This is a genomic window from Streptomyces chumphonensis, assembly GCF_014779715.1.
Lineage (GTDB): Bacteria > Actinomycetota > Actinomycetes > Streptomycetales > Streptomycetaceae > Streptomyces > Streptomyces chumphonensis.
Genome location: NZ_JACXYU010000012.1, coordinates 21,860 through 34,624, shown reverse-complemented (window position 1 = coordinate 34,624; position 12,765 = coordinate 21,860). Strand labels below are relative to the sequence as shown.

The following is a 12,765-nucleotide window of genomic DNA, read 5'->3' as shown; positions in this document are numbered from 1 at the left end:
TCAGGACGCACCGAATCGGGGCGTGTGGGCCTCGCCGAGCATCACGTGGACAATCTTCGATTCGGTGTAGAAATCGATACTATGTGCACCGCCCTCGCGGCCGAGGCCGGAGGACTTCACGCCCCCGAAGGGCGTGCGCAGGTCGCGGACGTTGTGCGAGTTGATCCAGACCATGCCGGACTCCACCGCGTGCGCGACGCGGTGCCCCCGCTTGAGGTCGGACGTCCACACGTAGGCCGCCAGGCCGAACTCGGTCGCGTTCGCGAGCTCGACGGCCTCGGCCTCGTCGTCGAAGGGGGCGACGGCCACGACCGGCCCGAAGATCTCCTCCTGGAAGATCCGGGCGTCCCGGGCGACGTCGGCGAAGACGGTCGGCTGCAGGTAGTTCCCCTCCGGCAGGTGTGCGGGACGGGAACCGCCCGCCACGAGCTTGGCCTCCCCCCGGCCGATCTCCACGTAGTCGAGCACCCGCGCGTAGTGTTCGGCGTGCACCAGAGCCCCGACCTCGGTGGCCGGGTCGGCGGGCGGGCCGACCGTGACGCGCTCGGCGCGCTCGGCCAGCCGCCGGGTGAACTCCTCGTACACCGGGCGCTCGACCAGGACGCGGGAGCCCGCCGTGCAGCGCTCCCCGTTGAGCGAGAAGACGCCGAAGACGACCGAGTCCAGTGCCGCGTCGAGGTCGGCGTCGGCGAAGAGCACGACCGGCGACTTGCCGCCCAGCTCCATCGACGTCGTCTTCAGGTGCTCGGCGGAGCTGCGCACGATGTGCCGCCCGGTGTCCGTGGAGCCGGTGAAGGAGATCAGCGGCACCAGCGGGTGGTCGACGAGGGCCTGCCCCGCCCGTTCGCCGACCCCGTGGACGATGTTGGCCACTCCGTCCGGCACGCCCGCCTCGGTGAGGATCTCGGGCCACAGGCTCGCCGACAGCGGGGTCCACTCGGCCGGCTTGAGGACGAGCGTGCAGCCGGAGGCGAGCGCCGGAGCCAGCTTCCAGCTCTCCAGCATGAACGGCGTGTTCCAGGGGGTGATGAGGCCCGCGACCCCGACGGGGCTGCGGACGACGTAGTTGATCTGCTGGTCGCCCGCCCGGAAGGCCTCCTCGCCGAGCGCCACGATGACGTCGGCGAAGTAGCGGAAGTTCTCGGCCGCCCGTCGGGCCTGGCCCCTGGCCTGGGTGATGGGCAGCCCGGAGTCGAAGGTCTCCAGCGCGGCCAGGCGCTCCTCGCGGGCCTCGACGGCGTCGGCGACGCGGTACAGGACGCGGGCACGTTCCCGGTTGCCGAGGGTGGACCAGCCGGGGAAGGCCGCCCGCGCCGCGGCGACGGCGCGGTCGACGTCCTCGGGGCCACCGGCGGCCGCCACGGCGTAGGGGGTGTTGGAGACGGGGTCGTGGACGGGGAAGGTCGCCCCGTCGGCGCTGTCGAGGAGCCCGCCCCCGATCCAGTGCCGGATCGTCTCGGGCAGGTCGGCGGGGCGACCCGTGGTCGGCTTCGTGGACATGGCGTCTCTTCCGTTCGGGGGGTCAGAGCTGCTGGGTGAGGTCGCCGCCCTCGGCGAGCAGCTCGCGGATGCGGGCCAGGCCGGCCTCGGTGGGCGGCGTCAGGGGCGGGCGCACGTGGCCCGAGGCGATGCGGCCCTGCTGCTCCAGGACCCACTTGGCCGGTGCCGGGTTGGTCTCGACGAACAGCAGGTCGACGAGGGGGTGCAGCCGGTAGTGCAGGTCACGGGCGGCGTCGAAGTCGCCGGCCTCCCACAGTTCGTACATGCGGGCCACCGCGCTCGGCGCCAGGTTCGCCACCGCCGAGACGAACCCGGCACCGCCGAGGGCGAGCAGCGGCAGGCACAGCAGCTCGATCCCGGACCACACCAGCAGCTCGCGGCCGCAGGCGTGCAGGATCCGCGAGAAGTGCTCGAAGTCCTTGGTCGTCTCCTTGACACCGACGAAGTTGTCGAAGTCGGTGAACAGGCGTCGGACCGTCTCCGGGGCGATGTCGACGGCGGTGCGGGACGGCACGTTGTAGGCGACGACCGGCAGGTCGGGGAACTCGCGGGCGACCGTCGCGTACCACCGGTACAGCGCCTCCTGGGTGGGGCGGGCGTAGTACGGGGTGATGACCAGGGCGGCGTCGGCCCCCGCGTCCCGCGCGGCGGCGGTGATCTCCAGGGTCTCGTCCAGCTTGTGCGAGCCGGTGCCGGGCAGGAACGGGACCCGGTCGCCGATCTCCTCGGCGGCGGTCCGCAGGGCGGCGATGCGCTCGGCGGCGGACTGCGCCGAGGGCTCGCCGGTGGAACCGCCCAGGGAGATGCCGTGCGAGCCGGACTCCAGCTGCCAGCGGATCAGTCCCCGCAGGCCGGCGTGGTCGACCGCGCCCTCCTCGGTGAAGGGGGTGATGACGGGGGCGATGGACCCGCGGATGGAGGCGGGATCGGTGCGGAACTTCATGGCTGGCTCCGGGGGTGAAGGGGTGGGGTCGGGGTCATGACGGGGTGCTCAGCCACTCCTGGTAGGCGGCCCGCCAGGCGGGGCCGAGCGGGTAGAGGCCCTCGATCGGTTCGCCCGCCGACACCCGGTCGGCGATGAACCGCTCCTGCCGTTCCTGTTCGAGGCAGTCGGCGACGAGCTCGGCGGCCAGGTCCGGCGGCACGACGACGACGCCGTCCGCGTCGCCGACGAGGATGTCGCCGGGCTGGACGAGGGCGCCGCCGCAGGCGATGGGCACGCCGGTGTCCCAGGGCACGTGCCGGCGTCCGAGGACGGCCGGGTGTTCGGCGGCGTAGTAGGTCGGCAGGCCCAGGGCGGCGACCGCCGCGCTGTCCCGCAGGGCGCCGTCGGTGACGACGCCGGCCGCGCCCCGCACCTTCGCCCGCAGGGCCAGGATGTCGCCGATGGTGCCGGCCGTGGGGTCGCGTCGGGCGTCCATGACGAGGACCTGGCCCGGCCGCAGTTCCTCGACGGCCCGCTTCTGCGCGTTCATGCCGCCCCCGAACTTCTCGAAGAGGTCCTCCCGCAGCGGCAGGTAGCGCAGGGTGTGGGCGGTGCCGACGAGCTTGGCGCCGGGGTCGGTGGGACGCACGCCGTCGATCGTCATGTGCTGGAGGCCGCGCTTGCGCAGCTGGGAGCTGAGGGTGGCGGTGGCCAGGGCGCGCAGGTCCCGGGCGAGGCCCTCGTCCAGGGCGGGGCCGTCGTCCGCGGGCGGGGTGCCCCAGGCGTCTGCGCGCAGGGCGGCGTCGACGCGGGGCATGGCGCCCCAGGGGGCGAGGTCGTGCTCCGCCTCCGTGACGGGGTTGCGCAGCCGGCCACTGGAGTCGACCCGGTCCAGGGTGCTGACCTCCACCTCCACGACGTCGCCGGGCGAGACCACCGAGGCGCCCGCGGGCGTGCCGGTGAGGATGACGTCGCCCGGTTCGAGCGTGACCAGCCGGGAGAGGTCGGCGATCAGGTCCCCGAGGGGGAAGAGCAGGTCCGAGGTGTCGGCGTCCTGGACCGCTTCACCGTTGACCCAGGTGCGCAGTCGCAGCGCGGCCGGGTCGAGGCGGGTGGCGTCGAGGAGCCGGGGGCCGATCGGGGTGAAGCCGTCGGCGCCCTTGGAGCGCAGGTTGGAACCGCGGTCGGCGTACCGCAGGTCGTAGACGCCCGCGTCGTTGGCGGCCGTCACCCAGGCCACGTGCTCCCAGCCCCGCTCCGGCGCGACCCGGTGCGCACGGCGGCCGATGACCAGGGCGATCTCGCCCTCGAAGGCCATGAGCTCGCAGCCGCGCGGGCGGGCGAGGGCGTCGCCGGTGCCGGCGAGGGAGGAGGGGGGCTTGAGGAAGTAGGACGGCCGCTCCGGGACGCGACCGCGCTCCTTGGCCCGGCACGGGTAGTTGAGGTGGACGGCGATGATCTTCGACGGCTGGGTTCCCAGCGGATGCGGCATGGGGTTCTCCCTGGGCGTGAGCGGCCTCGGGCGCGGAACGGCGGGGCGGGCGACGCGTGCCCGGAGCACGTCTCGGAGCCCGGGGGCGGCGGGGACCGGCCCTGACCGGAACGGGGCCGGAAGGACACCGGCCGAATAATCGTATACGATATCACGCATGATTTGCGGGCGGGGTGCCCACATGGCCTGAATCACACCCCGTCCCCGCCCACGACCATCGCTCCGAAGGGTGCGTGATCCGATGCACAGCCGTACCGGTCTGCATGTCCGTACGTTCATTCCCGGCGAGGACGCCGAACTGCCCGCCGTGCTCCTGGTGCACGGCTTCGGTTCCGACGGCCGCCGCGACTGGGTCGACACCGGCATCGCCGAGGCCCTGGCCGGGACCGGGCGCGTGGTGCTCGTGCCCGACCTGCCGGGCCACGGGGAGAGCCCGGCCCCCTCGACACCCGGCGAGGCCGGGGCCCCGACTCTGGCCGCGGCCCTGGCCACCGTGGTGGACGAGGCGGGCGCGAAGGGCTTCGACGCCGTGGGGTACTCGCTGGGGGCCCGGCTCGTCTGGGCGCTGCCGGAGGCCGCCCCCGGTCGGGTGGGACGCACCGTCCTCGGCGGGCTGAGCCCGGCGGAACCGTTCGAGGCGGTGGACGTGCCGGCCCTGCACCGGGCGGTGACCGAGGGCGCGGAGCCCGCCGACCCGTTCACGGCGGCGATCGCGGGCATGGTCCGGGCCCACGGGGACCGGGCCGCGGGGCTCGCCCGCTGCGTGGAGGGCCTGCGGGCCACCCCCTTCGCCCCGCGCTCCTGGACGGGGGCGACACCGCCGGTGCTCGTCGTCGGGGAGGATGACGTCATGACGCGCGGGATCGAACGGGTCGCCGGCCTCGTCGACGGTGCGGAGCTGCGGACCGTTCCGGGCGATCACCACGGGGCCCTGACCGGTGCGGCGTTCCGCCGTACCGTCCTGGACGTCCTTGCAGGATGAGCGCACGAGTACACCGCCGGGGTCGCGCAGCGGCCGTCCGGCCCGGGTTTGGGGAACGCCGATGAACGCCACGGAGAAACCGGTCCGCACCACGGGGTCGAAGGCGGAGGTCAGCTACGAGCTGCTGCGCTCGCGCATCCTCGACGGGACGTACGGGCCGGGCTACCGGCTCGTCCTCAGCCAGCTCGCGCGGGAGACCGGGGTCAGCACGATCCCCCTGCGCGAGGCGCTGCGCAGGCTGCAGTCCGACGGTCTGGTGGAGGTGGTCCGCAACATCGGCGCCCGGGTCGCCGTCTTCGACGCCGCGCAGGTGGAGCACTCGCTCCAGGTGCTGGCCCGGCTGGAGGGGTACGCGACGGCGATCTCCGCACCCCGCATGACGGCGCCGCACATCGAGCGGTCGCGGGAGATCAACGCCCGGATGACCCGGGCGCTGGAGGACTTCGACCCGACCTCCTTCACCGCGCTCAACCGGGAGTTCCACTTCTCGCTCTACGCGCACTGCCCGGACGAGCACCTGGTCGTCCTGCTGGAGGCGGAGTGGGCGCGCCTGGACCACATGCGCCGCTCCACCTTCAGCCACGTGCCCGGCCGGGCCCGCCGATCGGTCGCCGAGCACGAGCGGATGCTGGAGCTGATCGAGGCGGGTGCGCCGGCCGAGGAGGTCGAACGGGTCGCCTGCGCGCACAAGGTCGCGACCGCCGAGGCACTGCGTCGGGCGACGGCGGAGACCTGACGGCTCCGGGCCCCCACCGGCGCTCCGCACGGCGGTCGGCGCGTTCGGTGGTGGCTCACTCACGGAAGTAATCGTATACGATGAGATATCTTATCTGCTATCGTGGCAGCCATGTCCACCACCGACCCCGCGGCGCCCGGCGCCGAGGCCCCGACGGCCGCGCGGACGTCCACCGGCACGGTCGTCACCGTCACCGGCGAGATCCGGGCGGACGCACTCGGCGCGGTCCTCCCGCACGAACACCTGCTGAGTGACGTCGCACCACGCGGCGACACGGCGGCGGCCTGGGCGGCGGTGGGGCATCCGCGCCCGACGGCCGCGAGCCGGGTCCGCCTCTACCGGGCACCGCTGACGATGGACCTGCTCGGCGAGATCGGCACGGGCGCGCCCAACCGGGACAACTGGCTGCTCGACGACGAGGACCTCGCCACCGCCGAGGCCACCGCGTTCCGGGACGCGGGCGGGGCGACGCTGGTGGACGCCACGCCGCCCGGCCTCGGGCGCAGTCCGGCCGGGCTGCGCCGCATCGCCCGGGCCACCGGCCTGCACGTCGTCATGGGGACCGCTCCCCGTGCCGCCGGGCCGGGCCCGGACCCGGCCCCCGAACGCCTCACCGAGGAGATCGTCCGCGACCTCACCGAGGGGGTGGACGGCGTGCGCGCGGGCATCATCGGCGAAGTCGGGGCTCTCGATCCGACGATGCCCGCCGCGCACGCCGTCCTGGTCGCGGCGGCCCGCGCGGCGGCGGCCACGGGGGCCGCGATCTCCCTGCGCCGCTGTGAGGACGCGGCGACGCAGCACCGGGTGCTCGACGTGCTCGCCGAGGAGGGCGCCGACCTCTCGCGCGTCGCCGTCGGCCACTGCGACGGGCTCGCACCCCGCCCCGACGACCTGGAACCGCTCCTGGAGCGGGGCGTGTTCGTGCGGTTCGACCAGCTCGGCCGACTGCCCACGGTCCTCAGCACGTGGGACGACCAGGACGTCGCCGCCGCCGTGCTGGAGCTCGCCCGCCGGGGCCACGGGGAGCGCGTCCTGCTGTCGCAGGGCGTCAGATCCAAGGCGCAGCTCCTGGCCTACGGCGGGGGCGGCTACGGCTTCGTCCTGCGCCAGTTCGTCCCCTTCCTGAGGATGCTCGGGGCCGACGACGCCCTCGTGACGGCCGTCACCGCGCACAACCCCGGCCGTCTGCTGACTCTCGCCGACCGGAGGGCCCCCTCGTGAGCCGCTACCCCTTCGAGATCCCGAACCTCGCCGGACAGGCCCTCACGGTCGCCGGCCCCGTCGACCCGGCGGCACTCGGCGCCACCCTGATGCACGAGCACCTCTTCGTGGACCTGCGGCGGCCCCCGGGCTTCCTCCGTCCCCACGAGGACTCCCCCGAGGCCGCGCGACCGCTCACCGCCAGCACCCTGGCGCGCACCCGCCACGGGCATCCGAACGCCGACAACGACGTGCTGGGCGACTTCGACGAGATGCTCGCGGAGGTGCTCGCCTTCGCGCACAGCGGCGGCGGCACCGTGGTCGAGGTCTCCCCCGTGGGGCTGGGCCGCGACCCCGAGGCTCTGCTGCGGCTCTCACGGGCGAGCGGTCTCCACATCGTGATGGGCGGCGGCTGGTACACGCCGCCCTTCCACCCGGCGGACATGGACGCACGCGACGTCGACGACCTCGCCGACGCCATCGTGCGCGACGTCGTCCTCGGTGCCGACGGCACCGGCATCCGCTCGGGCGTCATCGGCGAGGTCGGCGCGGAGACGGCGCCGCTGACCGCGAACGAGCTCAAGAGCGTGCGGGCGAGCGGACGCGCGAGCGCGGTGACCGGCGCGCCGGTCACCTTCCACGTCGGCGGCGTGGGCGAGGACAAGCTCCGTGTGCTCGACATCCTCGCCGAGGAGGGCGTGCCACCGTCCAACGTCGTCCTCGGCCACGCCATGGAGGTCCTCACCGACCCGTCGTTCGGCCGCCGCGTCCTCGCACGCGGCGTCTTCGTCGAGCTCGACTTCCTGGCCTCCCCCGGCAGCCCCTGGGGGCACCTCGTCCTCACCAGCGACCACAAGGTCGCCCGGGGCGTGGCGGATCTGGTCGAGCAGGGGTACGCGGAGCAGATCGTGCTCGGCCACGACGTGTGCCAGAAGATCCAGCTCAAGAAGTACGGCGGCCAGGGATACGACTACATCCCCCGGCACTTCCTGCCCGCGCTGCGGCGCCTCGGAGTCGGCGAGGAGGCCATCGGCACGATCATGGTCGACAACCCCGCCCGCGCACTCGCCTTCGCCGCGCCGCGCTGACCCCGGCCCACCCCTCCCCGCGTCCGCCCGACCCAGGAGAAACCCCGTGCGCGTCACCCCCGCCCCCTTCGACCCCCGACTCGCCGCGATCCTCGACGCGATGACGCGGGGCGAGGAGGCCGACCCGCCACCCGCGACGGTCGAGGCCGTCCGGGCCGCCGCGGCCGGCTTCCCCCAGCCGCCCGTCGACGAGGTCATCGGTGCGCGGGACGTCGAGGCGGAGGAGCGTACGGTCCCCGGCCCGGACGGCGCCCCCGACCTCGCCGTCACCGTGCTGCGGCCACGGCACCGCGGGACGCCGGTGCCCGGGCTGTACAGCATCCACGGCGGGGGCATGATCAGCGGGAACCGGCACCAGGACACGCCGCGTCTGGTGGACCTGGTCGCGCGGCTGGGCGTGGTGGCCGTCAGCGTGGAGTACCGCCTGGCCCCCGAGCATCCCGACCCGGCACCGGTGGAGGACTGCTACGCCGGCCTCGCGTGGATGGCCCGGCACGCGCCGGACCTCGGTGTGGACCCCGGTCGCGTCGTCGTCATGGGGGGCAGCGCCGGAGGCGGCCTCGCGGCCGGAGTCGCCCTCATGGCGCGGGATCGCGGCGGACCGCACCTGGCCGGGCAGCTGCTGCTGTGCCCGATGCTCGACGACTCCAACACCACGGTGTCGAGCCACCAGTACGACGGCAGCGGCACCTGGCGGCGGGAGATGAACCTGCTCGGCTGGCGCGCGCTGTTGGGCGAGCGGGCCGGTGATCCGACGGCCGAGGTGTCGTCCTACGCCGCCCCGGCCCGGGCGGACGACCTCTCCGGCCTCCCCCCGGCGTTCGTCGAGGCCGGCAGCGCGGAGCTCTTCCGCGACGAGGACGTGGCCTACGCCTCGCGTCTGTGGGCCACGGGCGGACAGGCCGAACTGCACATCTGGCAGGGCGCCTTCCACGGCTTCGACGTCTTCGCCCCGGAACACGACCTCACCCGGGCGGCCCTGGCCACCCGCCTCTCCTGGCTCCGCCGCGTGCTCGGCCTCTGACCGGCCCCGGCCCTCCCGGCGGCGGACCGCGGACCTCCCCCACCCCGTCGCGCCGCCGCGTCCACCCCGCTCGCCCGTTCCACTTCAACCACCCAGGAGGGTCATCGATGTCGAAGACAGCGGACCTGATTCTGACCGGCGGCGACGTGCTGACCGTCGACGACGCGTTCTCCGTGGCCCAGGCGCTGGCCGTCCGGGACGGCCGGATCCTCGCCGTGGGAAGCGACGAGGAGATCGCCGCACTCGCCGGACCGGAAACCCGGGTCGTCGAGCTGGCCGGACGGACCGTGCTGCCGGGAATCAACGACTCCCACCTGCACGGCGCGGCCTGGGCCCTGACGCGGCCGCCGTTCGCGCTGGACATCGGCCACCCGACCGTGGAGTCGATCGCCGACATCGCCGACGCGGTACGGCGGGCCACCGACGGGACTCCACCCGGGCAGTGGATCACCGGGCTCGGCTGGGACGTCGGCTACCTGCGGGAGTGCCGCGCCGAACCCGGCCGCCGGCCGCACCGACACGACCTGGACGACGTCTCCCCCGACCACCCGGTGTGCCTGACCGACTTCTCCGGCCACATGGTGTGGGCCAACTCCGCGGCGCTCCGCCGCGCCGGCATCACACGCGCGACGCCGGCCCCGGAGGGCGGCGTCATCGAGGTGGACGACGCCGGGGAGCCCACCGGCATCCTCAAGGAGACGGCGCAGGCACTCGTCCAGAAGCTGGTGCCGCCCGCGAGCGTGGAGCAGCGCAAGGAGGCGATCCGGACAGCCGTCGCGGCGCTGCACGCCGAGGGCATCACCAGCTACACCGAGCCGGGACTCGGCCCCGGCGGCGCCGAGATCCTCGGCGGGGGCCTCGACACCGCGACGCTGCACGCCTACGTCGAACTGGCCCGCGCGGGCGAACTCGCCGCGCGGGTGCGGGTCCTGCTGCTGCCCGCGCCCATGGGCGGCTCGGCGGCCGAGGTGACGGCCGGGCTGGACGGACTCGCCGTCCCCGACGACGTCGACCCCCGGCGGCTGGCCGCGATCGGCGTCAAGGTGTTCGCCGACGGCGTGCCCCCGAACGAGACCGCCTGGATGCACGACCCCTACACGGACGGGGCCAACGGCTCGCTGTGCGTGCACGGGGCCGACGCCGGGCTGCAGCAGGCCGAGCTGACGGAGATGATCAGGGTCGCCCACGCGGCGGGGTACCAGCTGGGCGTCCACGTCACCGGGGACCGGGCGATCGACGCCGTCGTCGACGCGTTCGTCGCCGCCGACGAGGCCCACCCCCGGGCGGACGCCCGCCACTACGTCATCCACGGCGACTTCGCCTCCCCCCTGAGCCTGGCCCGGCTGGCCGCCCACGGGTACGGCATCAACATGAACCCGGCCATCAAGTGGACCATCGCGGACCTCATGGACGACATCGTCGGCAGCGAGCGGTCGGACTACCAGTGGCCGGTACGGTCCGCGGCGGAGGCGGGGATCGCCGTCTGCGTCGGCTCCGACGCCCCCATCACGGCGCCCGACTGGCGTCGGGGGGTGGCCGCCATGATGCTGCGCGAGTCCAAGGCCACCGGCCGGGTGAGCGGAGCGGACCAGCGCGTCTCCCTGGAGACGGCGCTCCGGGCCTACACCTGCCACCCCGCCCGGCAGGACTTCGCCGAGGAGTGGAAGGGCACCATCGAGCCGGGCAAGGTCGCCGACCTGTGCGTCCTCGGTGGCGACCTGCGCGCCACCGACCCGCACGACATCCCGGAACTGCCCGTCGACCTGACCATCCTCGACGGCCGCGTCGTCCACGCGCGGCGGGGCGGTGCGGGCTGATCCGCTCCTCGGCCGGACGCCCGCCCCGGTGGGGCGGGAAGAACTCCGCCCCGCGGTGAACGCGCCGCGTCCCCGGCGCGTACCCCCCGGCACAGGTCCGTCCGTCAGAGGAAAGGTTCACGATGAGGACACCAGAGACCAGTCGGCGCGCCGTGCTCGCGGCGGCCGGAGCCGCCGGGTTCACCACCGTGCTCGTCGCCTGCGGCGGGACCGACTCCGCGGAGCCGGACCCCGAGGGGACGCCGGGCGGCTCCCCCGAGGAGGGGGCGACGGGTTCCGCGCCGGAGGGGGGCGGGGGCGGCGAGGAACTGGCGAAGACGTCCGACATCCCCGAAGGCGGTGGGCGGGTCTTCGCCGATCAGAAGGTCGTCGTCGCCCAGCCGGTGGCCGGCGAGTTCACGGCGTACTCCGCGGTGTGCACCCACCAGAGCTGCCTCGTCAAGGAGGTGGCGGACGGGACGATCAACTGCGTCTGCCACGGGAGCCGCTTCTCCGTCGAGGACGGCGCGGTGGTCGACGGACCGGCCCAGCGCGCGCTGCCGCCGGCGGAGATCACCGTTTCGGGGGACGCCATCCTGCTCGGCTGACGCGGGCGGGACGCTTCCGCAGGGGGCCGCGGCCCCCTGCGGCCCCCTGCGGTCAGCCGTAGCGGCGGGCCTCGGACGGGCGGAGCGCGGCGGCCACGTCCTCGGCGAGGCCCGGCAGTTCCCCGACGCGCAGCGTGGAGACGGTCAGCCGGACGCCGGGGGGCGCGGCCAGCCGGAACCGGGCACCGGGCGCGACCGCCCACCCCGACCCCAGGAGCCCGGCCACCGCGGAGGTCTCGTCGGGCACCGGCACCCACACGTTCATCCCCGACCGGCCGTGGGCCGTGACGCCGTGGCGTGCGAGCTCGGCCAGCAGACCGTCACGCCGCCGGGTGTAGGAGCGGGCGACGGCGGCGGTGTCCACGACGCGCTCGCGCCACAGGTGGGCGACCGCCTCCTGGAGCAGCACACTCACCCACCCGGGGCCGAGCGCCTGCCGGCCGCGCAACCGGTCGAGCGTCAACTCGTCCCCGGTGAGCACGGCGAGCCGAAGGTCGGGGCCGTGGGCCTTGGCGGCGGAGCGCAGCACGGCCCACCGCGTCGTCGCGCCGGCGAGCGTGTGCGGTGGCAGGTCGACGAACCCGTGGCCGTGGTCGTCCTCGATCAGCAGCGTGCCGGGCCGGGTGCCGAGCACCGCACGCAGCGCGTCCGCGCGTTCGGCTCCGATGGCCGCGCCGGTGGGGTTCTGCGCGCGGGAGGTGACGAGCAGGGCGCGAGCGCCCCGCTCCAGCGCCCGCTCCACCTCACCGGGCAGGGGACCGTCGTCGTCCACCCGCACGGGGAGCACACGCAGACCCAGAGCGGGCACGAGGTCCAGCGCGCTGCCCCAGCCCGGATCCTCGACGGCGACGGCGTCACCCGGCCGCAGATGTGCGGCCAGCACCCGTTCGATGGCGTCGAGTGAGCCGGAGGTGACGGCCACGGGACCCTCGGGGACCGCGTCGGCGTCGAAGGCCGACCGGGCGAGGGCGGCCAGTTCCGGGCTGACCGCCGGAGCGCCGTAGAGCGTGGGGCGTCGGGTGTGGCGAACCGCCGCCTCCGCCAGCGCCGCCTCCAGGGACGGCAGCAGCGCGGTGTCGGGGTTCCCGGCCGCCAGGTCGCGCGTCCCCTGCGGCGCCGCCGGTCGCAGCGCCTCCCGCGGCGTGCTGGCGGGGCGGGCGCGGACGCGGGTGCCCCGCCGCCCGGCCGTCTCCACGACCCCGCGCTCCCGCAGGGTGCGGTAGGCGGCGGCGACGGTGTTGGGGTTGACGCCCAGGCGCGCGGCGAGGTCGCGCAGGGCGGGCAGCGCGCGGCCCGGGGGCAGGGCTCCGCTGTTCACGCCCTGTTCGACGCTCTCGGCGATCTCGATCGCACGCCGTCCGGTGATTGGGTAGTCTCCTAGCACAATACACATTATGCACTAGTGCATTGATGG

The 12,765-nt window shown here is 74.7% G+C and carries 11 protein-coding genes; 7 read left to right on the top strand and 4 right to left on the bottom strand.

Going from position 1 to position 12,765, the window contains the following annotated elements; all coding sequences use genetic code 11:
• Genes hpaE through IF129_RS20030 form a run of 3 tightly spaced genes read right to left on the bottom strand, consistent with a single transcriptional unit; the run spans position 1 to position 3,917 of the window.
• Complete coding sequence (hpaE, locus tag IF129_RS20040) at positions 1–1,500, bottom strand: 5-carboxymethyl-2-hydroxymuconate semialdehyde dehydrogenase (protein ID WP_191211136.1); 1,500 nt, start codon at positions 1,498–1,500, stop codon at positions 1–3.
• A 22-nt stretch (positions 1,501–1,522) separates the two neighbouring features.
• Positions 1,523–2,443, bottom strand: coding sequence for a 4-hydroxy-tetrahydrodipicolinate synthase (dapA, locus tag IF129_RS20035; RefSeq protein ID WP_191211135.1), 921 nt, complete (start codon positions 2,441–2,443; stop codon positions 1,523–1,525).
• Between the two features lie 34 nt (positions 2,444–2,477).
• Positions 2,478–3,917: a fumarylacetoacetate hydrolase family protein gene (locus IF129_RS20030; protein ID WP_191211134.1), complete on the bottom strand. Its 1,440-nt coding sequence runs from the start codon at positions 3,915–3,917 to the stop codon at positions 2,478–2,480.
• A 241-nt stretch (positions 3,918–4,158) separates the two neighbouring features.
• On the opposite strand from IF129_RS20030, the gene IF129_RS20025 reads away from it, so the two are divergent.
• The 7 genes from IF129_RS20025 (at position 4,159) to IF129_RS19995 (ending at position 11,351) form a co-directional block, all read left to right on the top strand.
• Positions 4,159–4,899 carry an alpha/beta fold hydrolase gene (locus tag IF129_RS20025; protein WP_191211133.1) on the top strand — a complete coding sequence of 247 codons (741 nt, stop codon included), beginning with the start codon at positions 4,159–4,161 and terminating at the stop codon, positions 4,897–4,899.
• Positions 4,900–4,960: 61 nt separating this feature from the next.
• Positions 4,961–5,635 carry a GntR family transcriptional regulator gene (locus IF129_RS20020; protein WP_191211132.1) on the top strand — a complete coding sequence of 225 codons (675 nt, stop codon included), beginning with the start codon at positions 4,961–4,963 and terminating at the stop codon, positions 5,633–5,635.
• Between the two features lie 111 nt (positions 5,636–5,746).
• Complete coding sequence (locus tag IF129_RS20015; RefSeq protein WP_191211131.1) at positions 5,747–6,856, top strand: phosphotriesterase family protein; 1,110 nt, start codon at positions 5,747–5,749, stop codon at positions 6,854–6,856.
• Complete coding sequence (locus IF129_RS20010) at positions 6,853–7,923, top strand: phosphotriesterase family protein (protein WP_191211130.1); 1,071 nt, start codon at positions 6,853–6,855, stop codon at positions 7,921–7,923. The genes IF129_RS20015 and IF129_RS20010 overlap by 4 nt, the downstream gene beginning before the upstream one ends.
• Positions 7,924–7,969: 46 nt before the next feature.
• Positions 7,970–8,947: an alpha/beta hydrolase gene (locus tag IF129_RS20005; protein WP_318153852.1), complete on the top strand. Its 978-nt coding sequence runs from the start codon at positions 7,970–7,972 to the stop codon at positions 8,945–8,947.
• 107 nt (positions 8,948–9,054) lie between these two features.
• Positions 9,055–10,764, top strand: a complete 1,710-nt coding sequence (locus IF129_RS20000) for an amidohydrolase (RefSeq protein WP_191211129.1) — start codon at positions 9,055–9,057, stop codon at positions 10,762–10,764.
• Between the two features lie 122 nt (positions 10,765–10,886).
• The gene (locus IF129_RS19995; RefSeq protein WP_191211128.1) at positions 10,887–11,351 is read left to right on the top strand and encodes a Rieske (2Fe-2S) protein; all 465 of its coding nucleotides are present in this window, start codon (positions 10,887–10,889) and stop codon (positions 11,349–11,351) included.
• Positions 11,352–11,403: 52 nt separating this feature from the next.
• Here the strand turns inward: IF129_RS19995 and IF129_RS19990 are convergent, their stop codons facing one another.
• Positions 11,404–12,744, bottom strand: coding sequence for an aminotransferase class I/II-fold pyridoxal phosphate-dependent enzyme (locus IF129_RS19990; RefSeq protein WP_191211127.1), 1,341 nt, complete (start codon positions 12,742–12,744; stop codon positions 11,404–11,406).
• Between the last annotated feature and the right edge of the window lie 21 nt (positions 12,745–12,765).